This is a genomic window from Nocardia sp. NBC_01009 (genome assembly GCF_045208035.1).
GTDB lineage: Bacteria > Actinomycetota > Actinomycetes > Mycobacteriales > Mycobacteriaceae > Nocardia.
This window is the reverse complement of the sequence record NZ_CP108695.1, coordinates 6822945-6847453: the sequence shown is the minus strand read 5'-3', so window position 1 is coordinate 6847453 and position 24509 is coordinate 6822945. Positions and strand designations below refer to the sequence as shown.

The 24509-nt window shown below is 67.1% G+C and carries 27 protein-coding genes; 16 read left to right on the top strand and 11 right to left on the bottom strand.

The window, feature by feature from the left end; genetic code table 11:
* Nucleotides 1-34 precede the first annotated feature (34 nt).
* Together OHA42_RS30775 and OHA42_RS30770 are read left to right on the top strand one after the other, a co-directional pair.
* Nucleotides 35-517, top strand: a complete 483-nt coding sequence (locus tag OHA42_RS30775) for a cation:proton antiporter regulatory subunit (RefSeq protein WP_328403509.1) — start codon at nucleotides 35-37, stop codon at nucleotides 515-517.
* A 4-nt stretch (nucleotides 518-521) separates the two neighbouring features.
* On the top strand, nucleotides 522-1703 hold the full coding sequence (locus OHA42_RS30770; protein WP_406231252.1) for a cation:proton antiporter: 1182 nt from the start codon (nucleotides 522-524) through the stop codon (nucleotides 1701-1703).
* On the opposite strand, the gene OHA42_RS30765 is transcribed toward OHA42_RS30770, so the two are convergent.
* The gene (locus OHA42_RS30765) at nucleotides 1704-2465 is read right to left on the bottom strand and encodes a rhomboid-like protein (protein ID WP_406231251.1); all 762 of its coding nucleotides are present in this window, start codon (nucleotides 2463-2465) and stop codon (nucleotides 1704-1706) included.
* Nucleotides 2466-2640: 175 nt separating this feature from the next.
* Here OHA42_RS30765 and eat point away from each other — a divergent pair, with 175 nt between their 5' ends.
* The 3 genes from eat to eutC all read left to right on the top strand — a co-directional run bounded on the left by eat (nucleotide 2641) and on the right by eutC (nucleotide 6430).
* Nucleotides 2641-4062 carry an ethanolamine permease gene (eat, locus tag OHA42_RS30760; protein ID WP_406231250.1) on the top strand — a complete coding sequence of 474 codons (1422 nt, stop codon included), beginning with the start codon at nucleotides 2641-2643 and terminating at the stop codon, nucleotides 4060-4062.
* Nucleotides 4059-5471, top strand: a complete 1413-nt coding sequence (locus tag OHA42_RS30755) for an ethanolamine ammonia-lyase subunit EutB (protein WP_406231249.1) — start codon at nucleotides 4059-4061, stop codon at nucleotides 5469-5471. The genes eat and OHA42_RS30755 overlap by 4 nt, the downstream gene beginning before the upstream one ends.
* Nucleotides 5472-5629: 158 nt before the next feature.
* On the top strand, nucleotides 5630-6430 hold the full coding sequence (gene eutC / locus OHA42_RS30750) for an ethanolamine ammonia-lyase subunit EutC (RefSeq protein WP_406239695.1): 801 nt from the start codon (nucleotides 5630-5632) through the stop codon (nucleotides 6428-6430).
* Here the strand turns inward: eutC and OHA42_RS30745 are convergent.
* The 3 genes from OHA42_RS30745 to ppgK form a co-directional block, all read right to left on the bottom strand.
* Complete coding sequence (locus OHA42_RS30745; protein ID WP_406231248.1) at nucleotides 6405-7271, bottom strand: MHYT domain-containing protein; 867 nt, start codon at nucleotides 7269-7271, stop codon at nucleotides 6405-6407. The genes eutC and OHA42_RS30745 overlap by 26 nt on opposite strands.
* A 219-nt stretch (nucleotides 7272-7490) precedes the next feature.
* Nucleotides 7491-8837 (bottom strand): RNA polymerase sigma factor, encoded by a 1347-nt coding sequence (locus OHA42_RS30740; protein WP_406231247.1) that lies wholly within the window; start codon nucleotides 8835-8837, stop codon nucleotides 7491-7493.
* 217 nt (nucleotides 8838-9054) lie between these two features.
* Nucleotides 9055-9813: a polyphosphate--glucose phosphotransferase gene (gene ppgK / locus OHA42_RS30735; RefSeq protein WP_406239693.1), complete on the bottom strand. Its 759-nt coding sequence runs from the start codon at nucleotides 9811-9813 to the stop codon at nucleotides 9055-9057.
* 169 nt (nucleotides 9814-9982) lie between these two features.
* On the opposite strand from ppgK, the gene OHA42_RS30730 reads away from it, so the two are divergent.
* Entirely contained in the window at nucleotides 9983-10900 is a 918-nt protein-coding gene (locus OHA42_RS30730; RefSeq protein WP_406231246.1) for an inositol monophosphatase family protein, read from the top strand.
* Between the two features lie 60 nt (nucleotides 10901-10960).
* On the opposite strand, the gene cei is transcribed toward OHA42_RS30730, so the two are convergent.
* The gene (gene cei / locus OHA42_RS30725; protein ID WP_406231245.1) at nucleotides 10961-11641 is read right to left on the bottom strand and encodes an envelope integrity protein Cei; all 681 of its coding nucleotides are present in this window, start codon (nucleotides 11639-11641) and stop codon (nucleotides 10961-10963) included.
* Between cei and OHA42_RS30720 the strand changes: the two genes are divergently transcribed.
* Nucleotides 11625-11891, top strand: a complete 267-nt coding sequence (locus OHA42_RS30720; protein ID WP_406231244.1) for a hypothetical protein — start codon at nucleotides 11625-11627, stop codon at nucleotides 11889-11891. The two genes, cei and OHA42_RS30720, sit on opposite strands and share 17 nt — an antisense overlap.
* Before the next feature lie 126 nt (nucleotides 11892-12017).
* Nucleotides 12018-12320, top strand: coding sequence for a DUF4193 domain-containing protein (locus tag OHA42_RS30715; protein ID WP_062988999.1), 303 nt, complete (start codon nucleotides 12018-12020; stop codon nucleotides 12318-12320).
* Between the two features lie 19 nt (nucleotides 12321-12339).
* On the opposite strand, the gene OHA42_RS30710 is transcribed toward OHA42_RS30715, so the two are convergent.
* The gene (locus OHA42_RS30710; RefSeq protein ID WP_406231243.1) at nucleotides 12340-12873 is read right to left on the bottom strand and encodes a DUF3093 domain-containing protein; all 534 of its coding nucleotides are present in this window, start codon (nucleotides 12871-12873) and stop codon (nucleotides 12340-12342) included.
* 103 nt (nucleotides 12874-12976) lie between these two features.
* Here OHA42_RS30710 and dut point away from each other — a divergent pair, with 103 nt between their 5' ends.
* Together dut and OHA42_RS30700 are read left to right on the top strand one after the other, a co-directional pair.
* A complete protein-coding gene (dut, locus tag OHA42_RS30705) occupies nucleotides 12977-13423 on the top strand; it encodes a dUTP diphosphatase (RefSeq protein ID WP_406239691.1) in 447 nt (148 codons plus the stop codon).
* Nucleotides 13424-13428: 5 nt separating this feature from the next.
* On the top strand, nucleotides 13429-14403 hold the full coding sequence (locus OHA42_RS30700) for a DUF3710 domain-containing protein (protein WP_406239689.1): 975 nt from the start codon (nucleotides 13429-13431) through the stop codon (nucleotides 14401-14403).
* A 221-nt stretch (nucleotides 14404-14624) separates the two neighbouring features.
* Here the strand turns inward: OHA42_RS30700 and OHA42_RS30695 are convergent, their stop codons facing one another.
* Complete coding sequence (locus OHA42_RS30695) at nucleotides 14625-15320, bottom strand: alpha/beta fold hydrolase (protein WP_406231242.1); 696 nt, start codon at nucleotides 15318-15320, stop codon at nucleotides 14625-14627.
* A 129-nt stretch (nucleotides 15321-15449) separates the two neighbouring features.
* Here OHA42_RS30695 and OHA42_RS30690 point away from each other — a divergent pair, with 129 nt between their 5' ends.
* The 3 genes from OHA42_RS30690 to OHA42_RS30680 all read left to right on the top strand — a co-directional run bounded on the left by OHA42_RS30690 (nucleotide 15450) and on the right by OHA42_RS30680 (nucleotide 17490).
* Entirely contained in the window at nucleotides 15450-15827 is a 378-nt protein-coding gene (locus OHA42_RS30690) for an OB-fold nucleic acid binding domain-containing protein (protein WP_379065571.1), read from the top strand.
* 3 nt (nucleotides 15828-15830) lie between these two features.
* On the top strand, nucleotides 15831-16613 hold the full coding sequence (locus OHA42_RS30685; protein ID WP_406231241.1) for a DUF3159 domain-containing protein: 783 nt from the start codon (nucleotides 15831-15833) through the stop codon (nucleotides 16611-16613).
* A 244-nt stretch (nucleotides 16614-16857) separates the two neighbouring features.
* Nucleotides 16858-17490: a sigma-70 family RNA polymerase sigma factor gene (locus OHA42_RS30680; protein WP_406231240.1), complete on the top strand. Its 633-nt coding sequence runs from the start codon at nucleotides 16858-16860 to the stop codon at nucleotides 17488-17490.
* Between the two features lie 40 nt (nucleotides 17491-17530).
* Here the strand turns inward: OHA42_RS30680 and OHA42_RS30675 are convergent, their stop codons facing one another.
* On the bottom strand, nucleotides 17531-18202 hold the full coding sequence (locus tag OHA42_RS30675) for a potassium channel family protein (protein ID WP_406231239.1): 672 nt from the start codon (nucleotides 18200-18202) through the stop codon (nucleotides 17531-17533).
* A 2-nt stretch (nucleotides 18203-18204) separates the two neighbouring features.
* Nucleotides 18205-18870 (bottom strand): potassium channel family protein, encoded by a 666-nt coding sequence (locus OHA42_RS30670; RefSeq protein ID WP_406231238.1) that lies wholly within the window; start codon nucleotides 18868-18870, stop codon nucleotides 18205-18207.
* Between the two features lie 237 nt (nucleotides 18871-19107).
* Between OHA42_RS30670 and OHA42_RS30665 the strand changes: the two genes are divergently transcribed.
* Genes OHA42_RS30665 through OHA42_RS30655 form a run of 3 tightly spaced genes read left to right on the top strand, consistent with a single transcriptional unit; the run spans nucleotide 19108 to nucleotide 22814 of the window.
* A complete protein-coding gene (locus tag OHA42_RS30665; protein WP_406231237.1) occupies nucleotides 19108-21099 on the top strand; it encodes an APC family permease in 1992 nt (663 codons plus the stop codon).
* Nucleotides 21096-22484: a class I SAM-dependent RNA methyltransferase gene (locus tag OHA42_RS30660; RefSeq protein ID WP_406231236.1), complete on the top strand. Its 1389-nt coding sequence runs from the start codon at nucleotides 21096-21098 to the stop codon at nucleotides 22482-22484. The genes OHA42_RS30665 and OHA42_RS30660 overlap by 4 nt, the downstream gene beginning before the upstream one ends.
* A gap of 30 nt (nucleotides 22485-22514) precedes the next feature.
* Nucleotides 22515-22814 carry a DUF1330 domain-containing protein gene (locus OHA42_RS30655; RefSeq protein WP_406231235.1) on the top strand — a complete coding sequence of 100 codons (300 nt, stop codon included), beginning with the start codon at nucleotides 22515-22517 and terminating at the stop codon, nucleotides 22812-22814.
* A 4-nt stretch (nucleotides 22815-22818) separates the two neighbouring features.
* On the opposite strand, the gene OHA42_RS30650 is transcribed toward OHA42_RS30655, so the two are convergent.
* Together OHA42_RS30650 and OHA42_RS30645 are read right to left on the bottom strand one after the other, a co-directional pair.
* Entirely contained in the window at nucleotides 22819-23622 is an 804-nt protein-coding gene (locus OHA42_RS30650; protein WP_406231234.1) for an enoyl-CoA hydratase, read from the bottom strand.
* A gap of 195 nt (nucleotides 23623-23817) precedes the next feature.
* Complete coding sequence (locus tag OHA42_RS30645) at nucleotides 23818-24504, bottom strand: SIMPL domain-containing protein (protein WP_406231233.1); 687 nt, start codon at nucleotides 24502-24504, stop codon at nucleotides 23818-23820.
* Nucleotides 24505-24509 lie beyond the last annotated feature (5 nt).

The window sequence follows — 24509 nt, the reverse complement described above, 5'->3', positions numbered from 1 at the left end:
ATGTGTGTCGTACTCGAGCGCTAGGGTGGACAGTGTGAATGTCGATGTCACCGCTCTTCCCGGGATCGGGGTCCGCAAGGATTTCTCGGCGCGCTCGGGTCGCCGAATCGGCGTGGTCGACCACCGTGACGGCGGCATCGATCTCATCGTGTCCAAACTGGACGATCCCGATGCTTGCGCCGCCCAGATTCCGCTGACCGCCGACGAGGCCGCCGTCCTGGCGAACTTGCTCGGCGCACCCCAGTTGGTCGCGAAGCTGCGCGAGGATCATCGGGATCTGCCGGGCATCACCACCAGACAGCTGCCCATCGGCGAGGATTCGCCGTACGAGGGCCGCACCCTCGGCGAGACCGGAATGCGCACGCGGACCAAGACATCGATCGTTGCGGTGATGCGTGCGGGCCAGTTGCACCCCTCACCCGGTCCCGATTTCACCTTCGCCGTCGATGACCTGCTCGTGGTCGTCGGGACGCCCGACGGTCTGGACGCGGCCGCCAAAATTCTTACGCACGGGTGAGCCCGTGACGGAAACCGCGCTCGCACTACTCGAGCTCGGGGCTGTCCTTTTCGTCCTTGGCATGCTGGGCAGAGTCGCAGGCCGCTTCGGCATGTCGCCGATCCCGCTGTACCTCTTAGGCGGGCTGGCGTTCGGCCAAGGTGGCTTGATAGAACTCGGTGCGGCCAACGAATTCGGCCGTCTCGCCAGCGAAATCGGCGTTGTTCTGCTGTTGCTGCTCCTCGGTCTCGAGTACACCGCGCCGGAGCTGGTGACCGGTTTGCGGCGCTCCTGGGCCGCGGGTCTGCTCGACATCGTCTTGAACGCGACTCCCGGCGCGGTGGTGGCAGTAGTGCTCGGCTGGGGCGTGAACGGCGCGATCACCATGGCGGGGGTCACCTACATCTCGTCCTCGGGGATCGTCGCCAAGGTGCTCAACGATCTCGGACGGCTCGGCAACCGGGAAACTCCGGTGATCCTGTCGATTCTGGTGTTCGAAGATCTCGCGATGGCGATGTATCTGCCGTTGCTCACCACGATTCTGGCGGGTCTCAGCTTCTTCAGCGGGTTGAAGGCACTGGCCATCGCGCTGGTGACAGTGACAGTGGTGCTCGTTGTCGCGCTGCGTTACGGCCGCATCGTGTCGGCGGTCGTCGACAGCTCCGACCGCGAGGTGTTCCTGCTGAAGCTGCTGGGCGCCGCACTGCTGGTGGCAGGGGCGGCCTCCGCATTGAACGTCTCTGCGGCGGTCGGCGCGTTCCTGCTCGGTATCGCGATCTCCGGTTCGACCGCGCACGAGGCGACGAAATTGCTGGAACCGATCCGGGACCTCTTCGCGGCCATCTTCTTCGTGGCCTTCGGGCTCAGCACCGATCCGCAGGCCATCCCACCTGTCCTCGGCTGGGCCATCGCGCTCGCCGTCATCACGATGCTGACCAAGATCGCCACCGGGTGGTGGGCCGCCAGCAGGCAGGGCATCCGAAGGATGGGCCGCGCACGGACGGGCGCGGCACTGGTCGCACGCGGCGAATTCTCCATCGTCATCGCGGGACTGGCGGTCACCATGGGCGGGGTCGACGGCGACCTCGCCGCGCTCGCCTCGGCGTATGTGCTGCTGATGGCGGTGCTCGGCCCGATCGCGGCGCGCGTGGTAGAACCCGTTATCGGCCTGGTGCAGCGTCGCGTCGCGCCACCGGCCACGGCCTGATCACACCTCCTGATCAACCTCGTCCGACCGGTTGCGCACTCGTTCCACACGTCGCCAGAACGTGCTCGCGACCGTGCCGACAAGCAGTCCGATCAATGCCGCGCAGAGGTGGCCGTAGTCGGTGAATGTCGGGCCGACGACCAGGGCGGCGGCCAGCGAGACGAGGATGAGGCCGATCCACGCCACCCGGACCTTGCCGCGGAAGAGGAACGCCATCGCGGCCAGCACTGCGGTGAATCCGTAGCTGGTGCCGACATCCGCGGCGACTGCGACCCTTGTCGGAATGATGCCGCGGGTGATGAGACGGTCGATCGCGGTCACGGTCAGCAAGGTCGCCCCGATGTGCCCGGTCGCGAACAGCAGGATCCAGCGTCCGGTGCCGAGCCAGCGTTCCGCGGCGGCCATCAGCAGCAGGAACTCGGCAATAGTCACCCACGGGAACTCGCCCTCGGTCCAGAATGCGGAGGCGACCAACACCTGAATCGGGTTGTGCTGCATGTTGTAGAGGTTGGTCGAGGCGGAGAAGATCAGCCTGCGCTCGACCGAGCCGCCAACGCCGCGCAGGGTCCACCAGGTCACGAAGAGGGTGAACGCATACGCGGTGCTCGCGGGTGCGGCGGAGAGGTGATAACGCACCGCGGGGGGAATCCGACGCAGCAGGCCAGGGCGGCTTACCCAGGCCCACGCGGCGCGCACCTCCGTGTCGAGATCGAGGGTGTGTGTCCAGGGTGCCCGAGGCCGGCGCGAAGTGGGAGCAACCACGCTATGCAGTCTGCCGTGCGCCACCCGGTCGTGTCGCCCGACCCGCCCTCGGTGTGCCCGGGGTCACCTGACCTGGCGGTTCGCTCGTAACGTCCGGTCACCTCCGCGCAACATGTCCATCCCAGAATTGGGCCACCGACCGCGTGGGCCGGTGGATGAGGAGTGTGCAGCAAACATGACGATCGATGAGGGGAAGGTCGGCAGCCCGACCGGCGACGACTATCTGGCCAAGCGGACGTTGCGCTCCGGCACGGCGGGGTGGGTGCTGCTCGCGGGGCTCGGGGTGAGCTATGTGATCTCCGGCGACTACTCCGGCTGGAATTTCGGGATCGCACAGGGCGGCTTCGGCGGCTTGCTCATCGCCACTGTCGTGATCGCGGGCATGTATCTGGCAGTGGTGCTCGGCATGGCCGAGCTGTCGGCGGCCTTGCCGACCGCGGGCGGGGGCTACACCTTCGCCCGGCGCGCGCTCGGTCCGTGGGGCGGCTTCGCCACCGGCACCGCGGTCCTGCTGGAATATGCGATCGCGCCCGCCGCCATTGCCACCTTCATCGGCGCATACATCGAATCGCTGAATCTGTTCGGTATCACCGACGGCTGGTGGGTGTATCTGGCCGTGTATGCGCTCTTCATCGGCGTGCATCTGACGGGTGCAGGGGAGGCGCTCAAGGCGATGTTCGTCATCACCGCCATCGCGCTGGTCGGTCTCGCGGTGTTCGCAGTGTCGGCATGGGGACTTTTCGACGCGGGCAACCTGACCGATATTCCGGCCGACCCGAATGCCGCGGGCAGCTCGTCGTTCCTGCCGTTCGGCGTGTTCGGCATCTGGGCCGCCATTCCGTTTGCGATCTGGTTCTTTCTGGCTGTCGAGGGTGTGCCGCTGGCCGCCGAGGAGGCGCGCGAGCCGGAAAAGAACGTGCCGAAGGGCATCATCATCAGCATGCTGGTGCTGATCGTCACCGGCGCGGCCGTGCTTGTCCTTGCCACCGGAGCCCTTGGCGCCCAAGCGATTTCGACCTCCGGTAACCCGCTTGTCGAGGCGCTCGGCGACGGATCGACCGCCAAGCTGGTGAACTACATCGGGCTCGCGGGCCTGGTGGCCAGCTTCTTCTCCATCGTGTACGCCTACTCGCGCCAGACCTTTGCGCTCTCGCGGGCGGGCTACCTGCCGACCGGCCTGTCGGTCACCAACAACCGCAAGGCCCCGGTGCTTGCGCTGATCGTGCCCGGCGCCATCGGTTTCGCGCTGTCGTTGACCGGCGAGGGTGCGATGCTGCTGAACATGGCCGTCTTCGGCGCGGCGGTGAGTTACGTGCTGATGATGGTCAGCCACATCGTATTGCGGGTCCGCGAGCCGAACATGCCACGGCCATACCGCACCCCGGGCGGCATCGTCACCACCGCGTTCGCGCTCGTGATCGCCTGCGCCGCCGTGATTGCCACCTTCCTCGTCGATCCGGTGGCCGCATCGTGGACGCTCGCCGCGTTCGTCGCTTTCCTGCTCTATTTCGCTCTCTACAGCCGCCACCGGCTGGTGGCGAACTCGCCGGACGAGGAGTTCGCCATGCTGGCCCGCGCGGAAGCGGAACTGGAATGACGCGCTACACCCAGCAACTCGGCGTCACCACCTATGTCTTCGACGGACTGGTCGAACTGCTCGCGAAGGCCACCCCGTTGCGCAGTGGCGATGAACTCGCGGGCTGTGCGGCCGGGTCCGATGCCGAGCGGGCCGCCGCCCAGTGGGCGCTCGCCGAGGTGCCGCTGCAGGAGTTCCTGAACGATCCCGTTGTGCCGTACGAGTCCGACGAGGTCACCCGGCTCATTATCGACACCCATGGCCGCACCGCATTCCAGCCGATTTCGCATCTCACCGTCGGTGGGCTGCGGGACTGGCTGCTCGAGGTCTCGGCGGGCGTCGGCGCGGCGGTGACCCTGGCGGCCGTTGCGGCGGGCCTGACGCCGGAAATGGTCGCGGCGGTGAGCAAGATCATGCGCAACCAGGATCTGATCGCGGTAGCGCGCGCCGTCGAGGTGACTACGGGTTTCCGCACCACCATCGGCCTGCCGGGGCGGTTGGGCACGCGGTTGCAGCCGAACCATCCCACCGATGATCCCCGCGGCATCGCCGCCGCCGTGCTCGACGGGCTGCTGCTCGGCTGTGGTGATGCGGTGATCGGCATCAATCCCGCCACCGATTCGCCGCAGGCGACCGCCGATCTACTGCATCTGCTCGACGAGGTGCGCACGCGCTTCGATATTCCGACCCAATCCTGTGTGCTGTCGCATGTGACAACCACGCTGGGGCTGATCGAGGCCGGTGCGCCGGTGGATCTGGTGTTCCAGTCGATCGCGGGCACCGAGGGCGCGAATGCGGGCTTCGGGGTGAACATCTCGTTGCTGCGCGAAGCGAACGAGGCCGGCCGCTCGCTCGGCCGCGGCACGGTCGGCGATAACGTGATGTACCTGGAAACCGGTCAGGGATCGGCGCTGTCGGCGGGTGCGCACCTGGGCGCCGGTGGCAAGCCCGTCGATCAGCAGACCTTGGAGACCAGGGCCTATGCGGTGGCACGCGACCTGGACCCGCTCCTGGTCAACACGGTTGTCGGCTTCATCGGCCCGGAATACCTCTACGACGGCAAGCAGATCATCAGGGCGGGCCTGGAGGACCATTTCTGCGGCAAGCTCCTCGGCCTGCCCATGGGCGTCGACGTCTGCTACACCAACCACGCCGAAGCCGACCAGGACGACATGGACACGCTGCTCACCTTGCTGGGTGCGGCGGGCTGCGCCTTCGTCATCGCTGTGCCCGGCGCCGACGACGTGATGCTCGGCTATCAGAGCCTGAGCTTCCACGACGCGCTGTATGCCCGGCGTGTGCTCGGGCTGCGGCCCGCGCCGGAGTTCGAGGCGTGGCTGGACGGCCTCGGCATGATCGATGCCACCGGTCGCGTGCTGCCCGTCGAGCCGCTCGCCTCGCCGCTGCGCGCATTGGCGGTGGCACGATGAGCGGCGACAGCTCGGCCGCGGACTTCGTTGTGCTGTCCGAGTTCGATGCCCGCACCGCAGCGGCGGGCCACCGGCAGAGCGCGGTCGTCGAAGGGCGGCCCGCAGACGCCGTGCCGGGTGCCGATCGACAGGAAGCAGGCAGCGTGGCGTCGCCGGTGATCGGATCGGATTACGCTGCGGAGCAACGGTTCTGGCAAGAACTGCGGCGCACCACCCAGGCCAGGATCGGACTCGGCCGCACCGGTGACGCCCTCCCGACGGGACGAGTGCTGGAGTTTCGTGCCGCGCATGCGGCGGCCCGCGATGCGGTGCACATGCCGCTGGGTGTGACCGAATTGGCCGAGCAGATCACGGGGCTGGGATTGGGGGACGTTGCGCATGTGCGCAGCCGGGCCTGCGACCGCGCCGAGTACCTGCGCAGGCCCGATCTGGGGCGAGTGCCCGCCACTTCATCGGCAGGCGAGGCTATGTCGCATGTGCCGCACAGCGGTGCGGAGATCGGATTCGTACTGGCAGACGGGCTTTCGCCGCGTGCACTGACCGATCACGGCCCTGCCATGGTCGCCGCCCTCATCGAGGAACTCGCGCCGCGGTATTCGATCGCCGCCCCGGTGATCGCCACGCAGGCGCGGGTCGCCCTCGGCGACCACATAGCCGAATTCATGGGTGTGGCAACGGTCGTCGTGCTGATCGGCGAGCGGCCGGGACTGTCGGTGGCTGACAGTCTCGGCATCTACCTGACCCACCTGCCGAGGCCGGGCCGGACCGATGCCGACCGCAACTGCATTTCCAACATCCACCCGCCGGACGGGCTGGGTTATGCGCAGGCGGCAAAGGTGGTGGCGGGCTTGGTTTCCGGCGCTCGGCTGCTCGGCAGGTCGGGCGTCGACCTGAAGGACACCTCGCGCACCGATGCGGTCGGCGCGGGGGAGATCATCTCGATCGGGGCCGGTCAGTGATCTCGATGGTCGGCCAGTAGGCCGTCGCGGGCTCCAGCGGCTCGGGCTGCGCGATCGAAACCCTCCGTGCGGCAGCACTTTCCGTGCGCACATTGCTCAGTTTCAGTGGCGGCAGGTCGATACTGCGATCGATGTCGGTGAGGCTGACGCTGATGAGCAGCAGCATGCTGACCACGCTTATCACCACGATCACCGGGGCGATCAGCTCCATCGCGCCGGTGCCCGACGGTGGCATCGCATGGTCGTTGCGGTGTGCGTGCATCGACGCCATCCCGGTGTAGTGCATGCCGCACACCGCGACGCCCATGATCAGCGCCGCGGCGACGGTGGCGAGAAGACCCGTGACGCGCAACGTGAACCAGAGCGCGACGGTCGCGGCGACGACGGCGATCACCATCGACAGCGCAACCAGCGTCGAGTCGTAGGCGATGTCCGCGTCCGACTTCATCGCGTACATCCCGGTGTAGTGCATCGCGCCGACCCCGATGCCGGTGAAGCTCCCGCCTGCCAGCAGACCGAGCACTGTCGGCTGCGGCCTGATCACGATGACCAGCCCGATGCCGACCACCGCCATCGCGGTGACCGCGCTCAACAGGGTGAGCGGGACGTCGTAGCGAATCTCGGTGCCGCGGATCGAAAAGCCAAGCATCGCAATGAAATGCATGACCCAGATGCCGGTGCCGCCGATGGAGATCGCGGCGGCGACGATCCAGCCGCCGCGGCTGTCTCCGGTGCGTGCCCTTGCGGCGCACTGCAATCCGAGCAGGCATCCGGTGACGGACATGGTGTAGGCCAGAAGTGGGGTGAGCAACCCGTAACTGAAATGATGAATATCTAGCACGTAACGCCCCCTATACCGGAGTAAGAACATCCGGCTATTGAAACGACAGCGGGTCAGACGATACGGCAGGACTGCGCGGCTCGAGTCTCGAAAATTCAATCCGCAGAAGTGGTTTCGGTCACTTCATGGTTTGGTTGAAACCGAAATTGGTTAGCGGTCGGATAACGAAACAGGCCCGCATCCGCTGAGCGGATACGGGCCTGTCGGAACCGTTTCGATCTAGTCGAGGTAGTCCCGCAGCACCTGAGAGCGGCTGGGGTGGCGCAGCTTGCTCATGGTCTTCGACTCGATCTGCCGGATGCGCTCACGGGTAACTCCGTAGACCTGACCGATCTCGTCGAGTGTGCGCGGCTGGCCGTCGGTCAGACCGAAGCGCAACCGGACCACGCCCGCCTCGCGCTCCGACAGCGTCTCCAGCACCGACTGCAGCTGATCCTGCAGCAGCGTGAAGCTCACCGCGTCGACCGCGACAACGGCTTCGGAGTCCTCGATGAAGTCACCGAGCTGGCTGTCACCCTCGTCACCGATGGTCTGGTCCAGCGAGATGGGCTCACGCGCGTACTGCTGGATCTCCAGCACCTTCTCCGGCGTGATGTCCATTTCCTTGGCCAGCTCCTCCGGAGTGGGCTCACGGCCCAGATCCTGGAGCAGCTCGCGCTGGATGCGACCGAGCTTGTTGATGACCTCGACCATGTGCACCGGGATACGGATGGTGCGGGCCTGGTCGGCCATGGCGCGGGTGATGGCCTGCCGGATCCACCAGGTGGCGTACGTGGAGAACTTGTAGCCCTTGGTGTAGTCGAACTTCTCCACCGCGCGGATCAGGCCGAGGTTGCCCTCCTGGATCAGATCCAGGAATGCCATGCCGCGACCGGTGTAGCGCTTGGCCAGCGAGACAACCAGGCGCAGGTTGGCTTCCAGCAGGTGGTTCTTGGCGCGGTTGCCGTCGCGCACGATCCAGGTGTAGTCGCGGCGCATGGCGACCGGCAGCTTCTCACCCTGCTCGGCGAACTCGCGCACCTTCTCCGCCGCGTAGAGGCCGGCCTCGATCCGCTTGGCGAGTTCGACCTCCTCCTCGGCGTTGAGCAGCGCGACCTTGCCGATCTGCTTGAGGTAGGCGCGCACCGAATCGGCCGAGGCGGTGAGCTCGGCATCCTTGCGGGCCTGCCGCAGTGCCTCGGATTCCTCCTCGTCCCAGACGAAGTCGCCGGAAGCCTTGTCGGCTGCCGTCGGCTCGGCCTCGGCTTCGTCGTCGGCGGCCTCGGCAGGGTCGTCGACGACCTCCTCCTCGACGAGGTCGTCCTCGGACACCTCCAGATCGCCGAGGTCCTCGAGATCGAGCGACTCCTCGTCGAGGTTTTCCTCGCCGGGCTCGCCATCGGCCTTCTTGCTCGCGGCCTTCTTTGCGGGCGCCTTGGCAGCGGCTTTCTTGGCCGGAGCCTTCTTGGCTGCGGCCTTCTTCGCCGGGGCCTTCTTCGCAGCAGCCTTGCGGACCGGCCGTGCTTCGGTTACATCTGCGGAGTCGGCCTCGGCCGAGTCGGCGGTCTGACGGGTCGTGGCTACCACGTACGCCCTTTCGTGACGGTCTCGTGCGGCGTCACGCCAGAGTGGTGTTCCGGCGGAGCGGTCTGTCGGGTTTCACCGGCGGAGTGCCGGGCTGGGGGTTTCCGGCTCGCGGCCGGAGTACTTTCCATTGTAACGATCGAACCAGGGTACCCATGGCCACCTGTCGCATTGGCGGTTCCTCGGAACCTCGGCCCGGCGCACAAAACGCCGCGCCGCATCACGGCGCGATGCCCGCGTCGATGGCCATCGCCGCGCCGACGATGCCCGCGGTATTGCGCAGATCCGCGGGAATCACCGGAGTTCGGTTGGTCAGCAAAGTAATCCACTGGTCCGCATCGCGGCTGATGCCGCCACCTGCGACGATCACCTTCGGCCAGAAAAGATTCTCCAGACCGCTCAGCACCGTACTCACCTCCGCCGCCCACTGTTCGTAGGACAGGCCGTCACGGTCCTTGATCGAGGCGGCGGCCCGATGCTCGGCCTCCATGCCGCCGAATTCGAGATGGCCCAATTCGCTGTTGGGCACCAGCGTGCCGTGGAAGATCAGCGCCGAGCCGATGCCGGTGCCGAAGGTCAGCAGCAGCACCAGGCCGGCGAAATCCTTTGCCGCGCCATAACGGTCTTCGGCCAGGCCGGCCGCGTCCGCGTCGTTGAGCACGGTGACCTCCCGGCCGCCGAGGGCGTTGGAAAACAGCGCCCGCGCGTCGGTGCCGATCCAGGCCTTGTCGACATTGGCCGCGGTGCGTGCGACGCCCTCGAGCACCACACACGGCAGCGTGACGCCGACCGGACCGTCCCAGTCCGCCTGGGCGACGACCTTGGCCACCGTGTCGGCGACCGCCTGCGGTGTCGACGGATGCGGTGTCGCGATCTTGATCCGCTCATGGACGAGCGCGCCGGTGGCCAGATCCACCGCGGCGCCCTTGACGCCGCTGCCACCGATATCGATACCGAATGCGTGCCCCCGAGCGGACATGACGATTCCCTCGTTCCCTGTGCTGGCCGGTGTGATGATGACGCCGCCGCACAGTCCCGCCACGGCCGCAAGGCACGCGAATGAGCTTGTGCCCGACGACGGCGCTGTGTCGTGCACGACAAGAGTAATGGCGTGCGCTGCTGCGCGTTCGGCGAGGATCTGTGATGCGATGGAGGCCGTGCTGAAAACCACGTCGCCAGTCACTGTTGAAGCCCCTTCGACGCCCTCGGGCGACGAGGCCGAGCTGCGCCGGATCGCCGTCTATCTCGCGCAGACCGCTGCCGCACATGTCCGGGCGCGCCGTCCCGAAGTCTTCGGTCCGGACGGTGCGCGCGTCGCAGGTGACGTGCAGACGAAAGGACATCCCACCGACCCGGTGACCGTCGTGGACACCGAGACCGAGGAACTGATCCGCGAGCTGCTCGCCGACCTGCGTCCCGGTGACCCGATCCTCGGCGAGGAAGGCGGCGGCAGCCTGGCAGGCGGCGCCGAGGACACGATCTACTGGGTGGTCGACCCGATCGACGGCACCGTCAACTTTCTGTACGGCATTCCGGGCTATGCCGTGTCGGTCGCCGCGGTTCGCGGCGGACGCCCCGTCGCGGGCGCGGTTGTCGATGTTGCGCGGGCATCGACCTACAGCGCCGGACTCGGTCTCGGCGCGGCGCGGGAGGATGCCGACGGCACCGTCGAACACTTGCGCTGCACACCGGTCGAGTCGATGTCGCTGGCATTGGTGGCCACCGGATTCGCCTATGGCACCCACCGGCGTGCCAGGCAGGCCGCCTTGGTCGCCGAGGTGCTGCCGAACATTCGGGACATCCGGCGGTTCGGTGCGGCGGCCCTCGATTTGTGCCTGGTTGCGTCCGGCCGCGTCGATGCCTACTACGAGCACGGGCTCAATGCGTGGGACTGGGCGGCCGGGGCCCTGATCGCCGCGGAGGCGGGCGCGCGGCTCGTTCTGCCACCGGCTATCAACCCCGGCGCGGCAGGCGATCTGGTGGCTGCCGTGGCACCGGGAATCGCCGATGAGTTGATCGAGCTGCTCGATCGGGTCGGCGCCACCGACCCGATTCCGGGCGCCTAGCGAACCCGGTGCGGCAGGCTCGGTGCTGAACGGTTCAGCACCGAGCCCGGGACGCGAGGTTCAGCAGCGGCTCTGTCGTGCGGCCGCCAGCAGCGTGCCGTCGATCGACGGCGACCCACCCGGCGCCGGGTTCTTCAGCGAACGCAGCACCTCCTCGGCATCGGCACTCGGCCGCAGTGACTCACCGAACACCGATCCGAGCACCAGATCCACGGTGTCGTCGCCACGCTGATCCTCGATCAGCTCGGCACACGGCGCGACCAGCTGCACGGAGGCGGCGGCCGAGCGGCCGTTCACGCCGTAGCGGATCTGGCCGGTGCATTCCAGGTCGCCGTTGACGTATATCTGATCGTTACCGAATTGCTGCCCAGGCGCGCTCGCGAAGCCGAGATCGCCGAGCGCCGTGGCGATGTGCGAGGCCTGCCCGCTCTTGTTGTTGGCATTGAGTACCCGGACCTTCGACGAGGCCAGCGGCGCCGGATCGACGTCCTGCAGCCGCGACGATCCGACCCGCTGCCCTAACGGCGCAGGTGGCGGCGCTTTCGCGTCGGTTGCCGGGCTCGGAGAGTTGCACGACATGGCCGTGCCGCTGTCGTCCTCGGTCGTCAGAGCCCTGACCCACACAACTGTGCAGATCAGCACCAACACGCCGACCAGGATGAGCCATGGCTGATTACGCCGCCGGAGGAAGGGTTGACCCCGTTGATCCGTTGCGCTGCCTTCGGTGATCAGTGAAACCACGAGCACACTGTACGAAATTGTCTCGGTGACGGTGCGCAAGGTCTCGGCGAGTTCGACGAACGGTGTCGATTCGTCGTCGGTTTCGACTCGTCTGTGTTTTGATTGCGACTTTTGCCGCGTGGTCCGCTATTGTCTGGCGGCCCAGATCGAATCACTGGCGGCGAAAATGGTGGTCGGTCGCGGGAACAAGCAGGGCATGTCCTGCGTTCACCAGACGCTATCAGTGATCGATCGAATGGGTCCGACCTGATAGGTGACCGGTGCACGTGTGATGTGCACCACCGGCGGGGCGGTGCGGGTCAGCACGATTCCGAGAGGAATCGTGACTGATGCGGCCGGTCCGGGATATACGGAGTAAGGACGAGGGGAAGACGACATGGCAACCGACTATGACGCACCGAGGCGCACCGAAACCGACGAAGTGTCGGAAGATTCGCTGGAGGAGCTGAAGGCTCGTCGCAACGAGGCACAGTCCGCCGTCGTGGATATCGACGAATCCGATACCGCGGAGTCGTTCGAGCTTCCCGGCGCGGACCTGTCCGAGGAAGTGCTCACGGTTCGAGTGATCCCGAAGCAGGCCGATGAGTTCACCTGTTCCAGCTGTTTCCTGGTTCATCACCGGAGCAGGCTGGCCAGTGAAAGCGGCGGTCAGTTGATTTGCATGGACTGCGCCGCCTGATCTCGCAGCGAGATCGAGGTCAGCCCGCGCTCGGCACGCCAGGCTCTGTGCCAGGTATGCCAAGCGCGGCAAGGACCCGTTCGGGCCGTCGCGTACTGACCAGCCAGTACGGCGTCGGATCGTCCGGGTCGTCGAGCACGAGCACAACCATCGGCCCGATCCACGGCCGATGTTGTACATAGGCGGCCGGGTCGAGCTGGCGACCCAGCGCCGCGCTTTTCGCTGTCGGCGCAACAGCTGCCGCGCGTGCCACGAAGGTCGCGGGCAGATGTGCGCGATCGACGCGCAGCTCCGGCGTGCCGGTCGAATCCGGCGCGACCTCCACCCGATGGCGGCTCAGCCACAACAGCACCCACACCGGCACCGGGAACAGCGCCACATACGGCAGCCACGCCCGGACTCCGGGCGCGCCCATATGAATTTCGGCGGCAAGCAGCCCGGTGATGGCGAAGGCCACCGGCCACCACCACAGCGGCACCCACAGGCGTTCGCGGTAGGGGTGCTGGCTGTTGTTTTCGTGGTCCGTCGTCGCGGGATTGGGCTGGTCCGACACGACTCAACACTAAGTCACGGTGGTCAGCGGCTTACGCGTAGGCTCGATCAACGTGAACGCACTTTCACCCATACCCTTGCTGCGGCTTGATCCCGGCATCCCCATGCCCGCGCGCGCCCATCACGGTGACGCGGGCGTGGATCTGTGCACCACGGAAGACGTCATCCTGGAGCCGGGCGAGCGGGTGCTGGTCGGCACCGGCGTCGCCGTTGCGCTACCGGTCGGCACCGTCGGCCTCATCCATCCCCGGTCGGGCCTTGCGGCCAAAACCGGGCTGTCGGTGGTCAATACCCCCGGCACGGTCGACGCGGGGTATCGCGGTGAAATCAAGGTGTGCCTGGTCAATCACGACCTGCGCACCCCGATCGAGCTGCGGCGCGGCGACCGGATCGCGCAGCTGCTCGTGCAACGAGTGGAGCTTGTCGATTTCGTCGAGGTCGACACTCTCGACGACACCGCGCGCGGCGCGGGCGGATACGGCTCGAGCGGCGGTCACGCGAGTCTGACCGCGCAGGCCGATGGGGCGGGCTCGGCCGGTAAGGAGGCATGACAGCAATGTTCGGAAGGAAGAAGAAGTCCGACGACCGGTATGCCGATGAGCTGTACGACGAGGCGCCCGAATACTTCGACGCCGAGTACGCGCAGCCGGGCTACGACGATGAGCCCATCACCGACGAAAATCCCATCATTCCAGTTGATGAGCCCATCACCGACGAAAACCCCATCGTCCCAGCCGATTACGTCCCGGCCGCGTACGCCGCGGCCGACTACGACGACGCTGACTATGACGACGCCGATTACGACGACGCCGATTACGACGACGACACCGACGCGCCGAAGTCCGGCCCCTACGACTACAACGACGTCGCCGAGCTGCTCGAGGATGTGGCCGACCAGCGCCTCGACCTCGGATCGGTGATCCTGCCGGTGCCGCCGGGCGGCCAGCTGCAGGTCGAGATGACTCCCGACGGCACCCCGCAGGCGGTGCACCTGGCCACCGAACACGGCCGAATCACCGTCGCGGCCTACGCTGCGCCGAAGTCGGCAGGCCAATGGCGCACGGTGGCAGCCGATCTCGCCGAATCGTTACGCAAGGACGGCGCCAGGGTTGCAGTCGAGACCGGACCGTGGGGCCGCGAGCTGCTCGCCATCACCGAGGGCGCCGACCTCCGGTTCATCGGAGTCGACGGGAGCCGCTGGATGGTCCGTCTCGTCGCCGCGGGCCCGGCAGGCGCCGCCGACGCGGGCGGACCGCTGGTCACGGCCGCGCGAGCCATCCTCAGCGAGACCGTGATTCGCCGCGGCGACGACCCGATGCCGGTGCGTGAACCCCTCGCCGTGGTCCTGCCGCAGGAGCTGGCCGAGCAACTCGCGGCCGCACATCAGCAGCAGGTGGAGGCGCAGCAGCAAGCCGCGGCCGCCCAAGCCGCGGCCCAGGCCACGCCAGCCACAGTGCTCCCGCCGCGGATGCCGCAGGAACCCCGTCGTGGCGCCGACGGGTCCGCGATGCAGCAGCTCGGCTTGAACTGATCTGTGTTGGATTTGCAGCGCCTGCGGCGCTGCGTGTTCGCGGCTGTGTTTGTTTTGCAGCGCCTGCGGCGCTGCGTGTTCGCGGCCCCGAAGGCTCGCGTCCGAGCGGCCGAGACTCGCGACTTCGTCGCATGCGCTTCGGCCACTCGGCCACGCGCCGGCCGCGAACGGTCGCTCGTAAGACTCGCTCCCTCGTGGTAGGCCGACGCTGTCAGCGTCTCTCAGCCGAATGCGGCCAGCCCGGTTTTCCCGAGGATCGCAGGATCTTCGCCCAGCTCGGAGAGGGTGATCCGGATCAGCTCGGAGCGAGGGATCAGCGTGGCCCATTCCTCGGCGACCGTGAACGGGTGCACCGGGTCGTCGACCGCGGTGACTACGGCGACCGGGACGTCGAGTGTGACGAGACGCTCGGCGCCCGGCCACTTGTAGTCGGCGGCTTCCTCGAGCGCGTCGGGCAGCTGCGGCCACTGGGCGCGCCAGGACTGGGTGAGCGCATCGGCCAGCCAGCGTGGGCTGCTGGCCCGCATCCGCTCGATCACCGCGTCCAGACCGTCTGCCCGCAACTGTGCGGCTGTCGCGGCGGCGCTCAGCGCGGCGGGGCATGCGGCGGTGTCGGATCCGGTCCACGCGGGCAGCGCCGCCACCACGCCGACAACGGCGTCGGGGTGCTCGGCCGCCCATTCCACGGCAATTGCGGCGCCGAGGGAGATTCCCGTCACGAGCACCGGTCCGGAGCGGGCCGCGGTGTCCAATGCAGCCCGGCACGATGCGACCACGGCGCCCGGGTCCGGTTCGACAGCCAGGAACGGGGTTTTACGGGCTACGCAGGCAGGTTCGAATGCGCGGCGCGCGAAGTCGGCGTCGGATCCGGTGCCCGGCAGCGCGACGACAACCGCGGGAGAGGGGGTCTCGAACATCGGACCGAGCGTAGCGGGGGCAGGGTTGCCCATCTACAGTGGCGGGTATACGGCCAATAGCCGGTCGTTACCGGAAAACCACGATGGCGTGCAACCCACGCCGTCTTGCTCCATGCAGGAGAGCGTGCAATGCCATCCGCTGCCTCAGGTTATTTTCGCCGTTTGGGCCGCAGACTGACCGAGGACCTCGATCGGTTGGACGCCGAAGAACTCGCCGAGACAGCAGATGCCTCGGGAGCGTGTCGGGCATCGGAGTGTCGGCGCGGTGACGAAGCCACCATGCTCGGCCGACTACGGAGTGTCGAGGCGTGTCCGAAGTCCGCGGGCGCCAGTGTTCAGGCAGAATTCTTCGACGGCACCGACGCCATCACCTTGGTGTGGATCGGGCGCAGGCGCATTCCCGGGATCGAGCCGGGCCGGCGCATCCTGGTCCGTGGCCGGGTCGGCGACCGCGACGGCCGCAAGGTGATCTACAACCCCTACTACGAATTGCGCGGGAACAGCTGACGTATGCCATCGAGCAACGAGAACGCCGCCGACAAGTCGATCGATACCGGGATGCGTGAGCCCGCCGAACCCGGAGCGGTGGTGGAGGACGCACGGCGCACCGCGGTCGATTCCGGTCGGCACCGGCAGGCAGATCCCGCGCGACCGCTCGACGAGACAGCGGACACGGTCGAGCAGACCCTGCTCGAGCAGTTGGGCGGTTTCAGCGGCCTGATCTATTCGACGCTGCCGGTCCTCGTGTTCGTCCCCGTGAACACCTTCGCCGGTCTCACCGCGGCGATCTGGGCGGCCCTTGGCGTGGCCGCCGCGATTCTCATCTGGCGGCTGATACGACGCAGCCCGATTCAACCTGCCATCTCCGGTTTCCTCGGTGTCGGCATCTGCGCGTTCATCGCCTACCGTATGGGTGAAGCAAAAGGCTTCTTCCTGTTCGGCATCTACACCAGCCTCGTCTATGCAGGCGTCTTCCTGGTGTCGATGCTGGTGCGCTGGCCGTTGGTGGGCGTCATCTGGGGAGTGTTGAACGGGCACGGCTCCGACTGGCGGACCGATCGGCGTGTGGTGCGCCTCTACGACGTCGCGACCACTACCTGGGTGCTGGTGTTCGCGGCCCGCTACCTGGTGCAGTCGCAGCTCTACGACTCCGACCACACCGGCTGGCTTGCCGCGGCCCGCATTGCGATGGGGTGGCCGCTGACGGCGGTCGCACTGGCCGTCACCGTGTGGGCGGTGCGCCGGGCCGGGCACATGCCGGTCCGCCGTGCGACTACTGCCGAAGCTGCCTGAGGACCTGCCGCGGAGCGGCCCGAGAAATTCACGCGGCCGCACGGACCTAGGGGTTCCGCGACTGTCGCGGTCCCGTGAGACCGGGGGATATCGCCCCGGAGTCCGGAGGATTCACGCCGGGGTGCGGTAACACGCACCGCGGAGGTGGGGAGTACCCACCCTGGGGTTACTGGTTGGAACGCCGAGTTCATCAGACGATCGTTGCGAGACAAAAAAGCGCAACATCGGCGAAAGGACTCGGAAGATGGCTACCGAGCACAACATTGCGGCACTGTCGAAGACCCGCAGCCACAACAACCCGGCACTCTCGGAGAGCCGCCGAATTTCCGCGGAGCTCGACACTTTCATCGGACCCGCCGCGGCGGGCGACCGACAGGCCGTCACCGAGATCGTGCGCCTGGTCCATCCGCTGGTTCGCCGGTATTGCGGTGCGCGCCTCGGCAATACCTCACACCTGCACGTCACCGCCGACGATGTGGTGCAGGAAATCCTGATGGCCACCGTCAACGCCATCCCGCGCTACCGGGATCAGGGAAAGTCGTTCCTGGCCTTCGTGTACGGGATCGCGGCGAACAAGGTCGCCGATGCGTTCCGGCGTTCGCAGATGCACCCGAGCTACCCGATGGCCGACGTGCCGGACACCATCTCGACCGCGGCAGGCCCGGAGGAATGGGCGTTGGCGTCCGAACGTCGCGACGTGACAAGGGAATTGATGAAGATCCTGGCGCCCGCGCACCGCGAGGTGCTGGTGATGCGGATTGTGCTCGGCTGGAGCGCCGCGCAGACTGCGGAGGCGATCGGCACCAGCCCCGGTGTGGTTCGGGTGATGCAGCACCGCGCGCTCAACAAGCTGCGTGCCGAGCTCGCCGCCGCCTGATTCGGCCGGATCCGCATTGGCATCCGGCCGTATCGGGGTGTTATGGCTTGATGCCGTGGTGGGCCAGCGCCACCCGCAGATCTTCTTCGGCCTCCACGGAGGTCACGAACAGCAGCTCGTCGTCGCCCTCGAACGGGTCGTCGGGCTGCGGCACGATCACCCGGCCGCCCCGCAGGATCGTCACCAGGGCGGCGTCGCGCGGCAGGGTGAGTGTGCTTACCGGCTTGCCTGCCAGCGCGGTGTCGGCGGGCAGGGTGATCTCGACGAGATTGGCCTGACCCTGCCGCAGCGTCATCAGCCGGACCAGGTCGCCGACCGACACCGCCTCCTCGACCAGCGAGGCGAGCAGCCGTGGCGTCGACACGGCGACATCGACGCCCCAGGAGGGGTCGAAGAGCCACTCGTTGCGCGGGTCGTTGACCCTGGCCACCACGCGGCGCACTCCGAACTCGGTCTTGGCGAGCAGGGCATGCACCAGATTTGCCTTGTCGTCGCCGGTGGCGGCGATGACGACCTCGTAGGTCTCCAGCCCCGCGTCCTCGAGCAGCGCGAGCTCACAGGCATCGGCATGCACCCACACAGCGTCCGGGATGGCGGTCGGATCGATGTGGTCGAGCTGACGTTCGAGCAGCATCACGCGGTGGCCGCCGCGCAGGAGTTCCCTGGCTATCGATCGGCCCACGGCGCCGGCTCCGGCGATCGCCACTTTCATGTTCAGTCCTCGCTTGCTGGGGGCTTACCGGCCAATGCGACGGCCTCGCCGACGCTGCCGGAGGTGGCGGCGACGTAGACGATGTCGTCGGCCTGAACCATGGTCTTGCTTTCGGGCAACAGTCCTTGACCGAATCGGATGATGAACGCCACCCTCGCGCCGACCGCGCGTTCCAGGTCGCGCACCGTGCGGCCGTACCACTCCTCGTGCAGCGTCAGCTGGGCGACGGCGACGGTGCCGGTGGGGTCGCGCCACGTGGTGGGGCCGCTGTCGCCGATGAGCGCGGTGAGGAATCGGTCGGTCGTCCAGGGCACCGTGGCGATCGTCGGAATACCGAGACGTTCGTACACCGCGGCGCGTTTCGCATCGTAGATGCGGGCCACGACGCGCTCGACGCCGAAGGTTTCGCGAGCAACGCGCGCCGAGATGATGTTGGAGTTGTCGCCGGAGGACACTGCGGCGAACGCGTCCGCACGCTCTATTCCGGAGCGAATCAGCACGTCCCTGTCGAAACCGACGCCGACGATCTGTTCACCCGGGAAGTCCTCGCCGAGGCGCAGGAAGGCGCTCGGGTCCCGGTCGATCACCGTGACCTCGTGACCTACCCGGACCAGGGCGCGTGCCAGCGACGAACCCACGCGCCCGCACCCCATGATCACTACGTACACCGTGCAACCTCGTTCCTGGAAACGATCCAACAGCCGGACAAGGTCCGTCGACGCCTGTGGCGTCGAGCCGAGCGAAGGCGATGCAGCCGTTCGTGCCGTTCGGTCTGCTTGTCTTCGGCAAAACCGTACCCGCCGAGGGCGTCCATGGCCCACTTTCCCCCTCTGACCGGAAGTCAAACCTGCGACGCGGGCCGCCCCCAGGCGCGATCAACCGTTCGGGGATCTATGCTCGCTCCAGTGTCCAAGTTGACGACGGCAGCGAAACGGGTGCTGCTGGGTAGGCCTTTCCGTAGCGATTCGCTGGGCCACACCCTGCTGCCGAAGCGAATCGCGCTCCCTGTGTTCGCCTCCGATGCCATGTCGTCGGTCGCGTACGCGCCAGAGGAAATCTTTCTGACCCTGTCGGTGGCCGGAATTTCGGCCTACGTGTACGCCCCGTGGGTCGGACTCGCGGTCGCCTTCGTCATGGCCGTGGTGGTGGCCAGCTACCGGCAGAACGTGCACGCCTATCCGTCCGGCGGCGGTGACTACGAGGTTGCCACCACCAATCTCGGCCCCAATGCCGGGCTCACCGTCGGCAGCGCACTGCTGGTCGACTATGTGCTCACTGTCGCGGTGTCGATTTCTTCCGCGGCCTCCAATATCGGGTCGGCGATCCCGTTCGTGGATACCCACAAGGTGCTGTTCGCCGTGGTCGCCATTGCCGTGCTGACCGCGATCAACCTACGCGGAGTGCGTGAGTCTGGCACCGCGTTCGCGATTCCGACCTATGCGTTCATCATCGGCATGTTCGCGATGCTCGCGTGGGGGCTGTTCCGAATCTTCGTCCTCGGTGACGACCTACAGGCGGAATCGGCGGGCTTCCAGCTCAACGCCGAGGAGGAGCACCTCTACGGTCTGGCCTTCGCCTTCCTGATCGCGCGCTCGTTCTCCTCCGGTTGTGCCGCGCTCACCGGTGTCGAGGCGATCAGCAACGGGGTGCCCGCCTTCCGGAAACCGAAGTCGCGCAATGCCGCAACCACTCTGCTGATGCTCGGCAGCATCGCGATCGTGCTGTTGATGGGCATTATCATCCTGGCCCAGAAGATCGGGATCGTGTACGCGCACGACGTGTCCGATCTGTCCGGTGCGCCTGCCGACTACCATCAGAAGACGCTTATCGCGCAGCTCGCCGAGACGGTGTTCCACGGGTTCCCGCTCGGCTTCTTCTTCATCACCAGTGTGACGGCGCTGATCCTTGTGCTCGCCGCCAATACGGCGTTCAACGGATTCCCGGTGCTCGGCTCGATTCTGGCGCAAGACCGATACCTGCCTCGGCAGCTGCACACCCGTGGTGACCGGCTCGCCTTCAGCAACGGCATTCTGTTCCTCTCCGGTGCCGCCATCGCCTTCGTCGTGCTGTTCGGCGCCGAGGTGACCAAGTTGATCCAGCTCTACATCGTGGGTGTTTTCGTGTCGTTCGTGCTCAGCCAGACGGGCATGCTGCGGCACTGGACGCGCTTGCTGCGCACCGAAACCGATCCGACGCAGCGCGCCAGGATGAAGCGCTCACGGGTGATCAACGCGATCGGGCTCACCGCGACCGGCGCGGTGTTGGTCATCGTGCTCATCACGAAGTTCTTCGCGGGGGCCTACATCGCGATCTTCACCATGGTCGCGATCTTCGTGGTGATGAAAATGATTCGCCGCCACTACGACTCGGTCTCGCGCGAGCTCGACGAACACGAGTGGGACGGTGTGCTGCCCAGCCGCTCGCATTCGATCGTGCTGGTGTCCAGACTGCACCTGCCGACCCGCAGGGCGCTGGCCTATGCCCGTGCCACCCGCCCGGACACCCTGGAGGCGGTGACGGTGAACGTCGACGAAGCCGACACCAGGGGGTTGGTCCGGGAATGGGAACAGAGCGATATCAATGTGCCGCTCAAGGTGATCGAATCGCCGTACCGCGAAATCACCAAACCGGTGCTCGATTACGTGAAGCGGGTGCGTAAGGATTCGCCGCGTGATGTGGTGACGGTGTTCATTCCGGAGTACGTGGTCGGGCACTGGTGGGAACAGGTGCTGCACAACCAGAGCGCGTTGCGGCTCAAGGGCAGGCTGCTTTTCGAGCCGGGGGTGATGGTAACGAGCGTGCCGTGGCAGCTGAGTTCCTCCACCCGGGCCCGGCAGGCAGGCGTGATCAACGCGCCGGGTGCGGTGCGACGTGGGTACGAGGACAGGACCGGATGACCGACTGGCGCAACACCACCTTCGAGGTGCGGCTCGGCCCGCCGGGGCACGGCGGCTTCTGTGTGGCCCGCCACGACGGGCGAGTGGTTTTCGTCCGGCACGGACTGCCCGGTGAGCTGGTACGGGTCCGGGTTTCCGAGGACCGCGGCGGTTCGTTCTGCCGGGCCGACGCCATCGATATTCTCGAAGCGTCACCGGATCGGGTTCCCGCGACCTGCCCGGTGTCGGGACCGGGTGGTGCAGGCTGCTGCGACTTCTCGTTTGCCACACCGGCGGCGCAGCGGGAATTGAAGGCGATGGTCGTCGCCGAGCAGTTGCGTCGGATCGCCGGCGTGGAGCGGGAGATCACGGTGGAGCCGATCACCGGCTCCGCCGACGAGATCGGTGGTTGGCGCACCAGGGTTCGATTGGTGGTGGACGCGAAGGGCCGGGCCGGAGTGCATCGGCTGCGCAGCACCGACGTGATCGCCGATCTGCGCTGCCCGCAACCGGTTCCCGGCGCGTTGGACGGGGTGGCCGAGCAATCCTGGACGCCCGGCGCGGATCTGGTGATCGCGGTCGACGGCGACGGGGTGCGGAATATCGTCGAACTCGAGGTGCCGGTGCCGGTTTCGGCGGGTGGTCGCGGAGATGACCGGCGCGGCAGCGAGCGGCCACGGAGCAACGAGCGTGGCGGTGAGCGCCGTGGCAGGCGCGACAGCGGGCGACCCGACCGGCGGGCGCTGCGCACTGGCGAGGCGCAGGCGAGCGAACGGCGCAGCGCATCGGCGCGTCGCGCGGCGACACATGCGCCACGCGAGGAGTCGGTGCTGGACGGCAGCGGGCGCACGGTCGAGTACGTGGCCGGCCGTCGCTGGGAACTATCGGCGACCGGCTTCTGGCAGGCGCATCATGGTGCCGCGCAATGCTATTCGGACATTGTGGCCGAGTGGTCCGGACTCGGTTCCGGCGATCTCGCCTGGGATCTGTACAGCGGCGCCGGGGTTTTCGCCGCCCGGCTGGCCGAACAGGTCGGTCCGGACGGATCGGTGCTCGCCGCGGAATCCGCCCGCACCGCCGTAGCCGACGGCAACGCGGCCCTGCTGGACCTGCCATGGGTGGATCTGCGCGCGGACCGGGTCGAGCGCTGGCTGACCGAACAGGGCAGTGCCGCACCGGAAGTGGTGGTGCTCGACCCGCCGCGCACCGGTGCGGGCAAGGAAGTTGTCTCGGCACTGACCGAGCACGATCCCGCCCGCATCATCCACATCGGCTGCGACCCAGCCGCTTTCGCCCGCGACCTCGGGCTGTACCAGTCGGCGGGCTACCGGCTCACCCGACTGCGGGCCTTCGACGCGTTCCCGGCCACCCACCATGTCGAATGTCTTGCGCTGTTGGAGCGTTGATCGTACGGTCGGCGGCATAGAGTCGCGCCCATGACCGTGTACGTCGTCGCACAGCTGAAGTTCGCCGATCGTGCCGTCTATGACTGCTATCAGGCGCACTTCACGGAGATTTTCGTTCGATACTCGGGCACGCTGCTTGCTGCCGACGAGAACCCGCAGGTGATCGAGGGGCAATCGGATCGGGAGAAGGTGGTGCTGATGTCCTTCCCCGACGAGCCGGCGTTCCAGGAGTGGGCGCAGTCACCGAAGTACCTGAAGATCTCCGAAGACCGGCAGGCCGGCGCGGATACGGTGACCTTGCTGGTGAAAGGTCTCGGGCACCGGTCGTAGGCGGTCAGTCTTCGTAGCTGGGCGGGCGGCGGTCGCGACGCGCGCGGATGGCTTCGTCGAAATTGCCGGTGGTGAGGCGGACGTAGAGCTGCGCCATGCCCTCGTGCTGCATCTGGGATTCGAAACTGCCCGCTTCCATGCCGCTCCACAGCATCCGTTTGGTGAGCTCGGTGCCGACCCGGCTGAAGCTGATGATCCGCTCGGCCAGGTCGTAGCAGGTTTCCAGGAGTTTCGCGGTGGGCACGGTGCGGGAGACCAAGCCGATGCGCTCGGCCTCGGCGGCATCGACGTCGCGTCCGGACAGCATGATCTCGAACGCGCGGGAGGAGCCGATGGCACGGGGCAGCAGGTAGCTGATGCCCAGTTCCGCGGACGTGAGCCCATTGTTGATCCCCGCCGCCCGGAAGTAGGCGTCCGTGCCCGCGATCCGGATGTCGGTGGCGACGCTCAGGCAGAAGCCACCACCGATCGCCGCGCCGTTGATCGCACCGATGACCGGTTGGTTCATGCGCCGCAGGGTGATCATCACGTCGTTCAGCAGATCCATCGAGCGCCGCGCGACGCTGGTGACGGTCAGCCCCTCGGTATTGGGCACCTTCCCCGCACTCTGTAGATCTGCGCCGGAACAGAAACCGTGCCCTGCTCCGGTGAGCACCACGACCCGCACGTCGTTGTCGGCACTGACCTCCTCCAGTGCCTCGCGCAGCGGAATCATCACATCGAAGGCCATCGCATTCATCCGGTCCGGCCGGTTCAGCGTCACCAGGGCGACGTGTGGGCGCGGTTTATCGATGAGCACGAACGACATGCGAAATCCTCACCGGCAGCCCTGACGGTGGCCACCGATTCTTCAATATAGGCGAGGACCTCGCCGTGCCGTGGCAAATCCGACCGACCGACCGGGTTCCCGGAATACGTTGCCGCCTCGGATATCTCGCGGCCGCACCGCGTCCAACCGGTGGTCGTCGAGCTTCTCGTGGCCGCCGATCGGTTCGGTCACGGTCTAGTCGAGCTGCCAGGTGGCGCGGATGGCGGCACTGATTTCGGATTCGCCGAGCTCGACGGGTACCGGAGCAGCGCCGTAGGCGGCGTCCATGGGCGCGGACATCGCTTGGAGGCGAGGGTATGCCGGCGGTGCCGAGGTGGTGTTCTCGGTGATTTCGAGCACCGGCCCGAGCGTGCGGCCTGCGCGGGCGGCATATTGTTCGGCCTTGGCGAGCGCGTTGTCCCATGCTGCATCGCGCGCCTGGGTGAGCAGGCTTTCCTGGTCGGCGAAGGTCAGGGTGAGGCCGCCCAACCGGACATCGTCGCCGCCCGCATCGACGGCGTTGGCGATGATGGTGGCCGGTCCGGGAACGGCGTTCTCGCCGATATCGCGCAGCGCCACGGTCAGGTCGGTCGTTGCGAGATAGCCGGTGATCTTCGAACCGCCACCTTCGATCCAGACGGTCTCGGTGCGCACCGACAGGCCGCTCGTAGCGATGTCAACTCCCGAAACCCCGTCCGAGCGCAGCGCATCGGTGACGGCGGCGACCTGCTCACCGGCCTGCCCGTACGCGAGCGCGACCTTGCTCGCCCGCGTTTCGATCGAGATGGTCACGCGCATGAGGTCGGGAGTGGCGCGGGCGCTGCCGCTCCCGATGGTGGTCACCGTGCCCGCGGCGGCTTCGTCGGATTTCTTTTTGCTCACGGCGC

Coding starts and splice junctions, on each gene's coding strand:
- eat (WP_406231250.1), top strand. CDS start 2,641: ATGACGATCGATGAGGGGAAGGTCGGCAGCCCGACCGGCGACGACTAT.
- OHA42_RS30755 (WP_406231249.1), top strand. CDS start 4,059: ATGACGCGCTACACCCAGCAACTCGGCGTCACCACCTATGTCTTCGAC.
- ppgK (WP_406239693.1), bottom strand. CDS start 9,813: ATGTCCGCTCGGGGGCACGCATTCGGTATCGATATCGGTGGCAGCGGC.
- OHA42_RS30730 (WP_406231246.1), top strand. CDS start 9,983: ATGGAGGCCGTGCTGAAAACCACGTCGCCAGTCACTGTTGAAGCCCCT.
- OHA42_RS30715 (WP_062988999.1), top strand. CDS start 12,018: ATGGCAACCGACTATGACGCACCGAGGCGCACCGAAACCGACGAAGTG.
- dut (WP_406239691.1), top strand. CDS start 12,977: ATGCCCGCGCGCGCCCATCACGGTGACGCGGGCGTGGATCTGTGCACC.
- OHA42_RS30700 (WP_406239689.1), top strand. CDS start 13,429: ATGTTCGGAAGGAAGAAGAAGTCCGACGACCGGTATGCCGATGAGCTG.
- OHA42_RS30695 (WP_406231242.1), bottom strand. CDS start 15,320: ATGTTCGAGACCCCCTCTCCCGCGGTTGTCGTCGCGCTGCCGGGCACC.
- OHA42_RS30690 (WP_379065571.1), top strand. CDS start 15,450: ATGCCATCCGCTGCCTCAGGTTATTTTCGCCGTTTGGGCCGCAGACTG.
- OHA42_RS30685 (WP_406231241.1), top strand. CDS start 15,831: ATGCCATCGAGCAACGAGAACGCCGCCGACAAGTCGATCGATACCGGG.
- OHA42_RS30680 (WP_406231240.1), top strand. CDS start 16,858: ATGGCTACCGAGCACAACATTGCGGCACTGTCGAAGACCCGCAGCCAC.
- OHA42_RS30675 (WP_406231239.1), bottom strand. CDS start 18,202: ATGAAAGTGGCGATCGCCGGAGCCGGCGCCGTGGGCCGATCGATAGCC.
- OHA42_RS30660 (WP_406231236.1), top strand. CDS start 21,096: ATGACCGACTGGCGCAACACCACCTTCGAGGTGCGGCTCGGCCCGCCG.
- OHA42_RS30655 (WP_406231235.1), top strand. CDS start 22,515: ATGACCGTGTACGTCGTCGCACAGCTGAAGTTCGCCGATCGTGCCGTC.
- OHA42_RS30650 (WP_406231234.1), bottom strand. CDS start 23,622: ATGTCGTTCGTGCTCATCGATAAACCGCGCCCACACGTCGCCCTGGTG.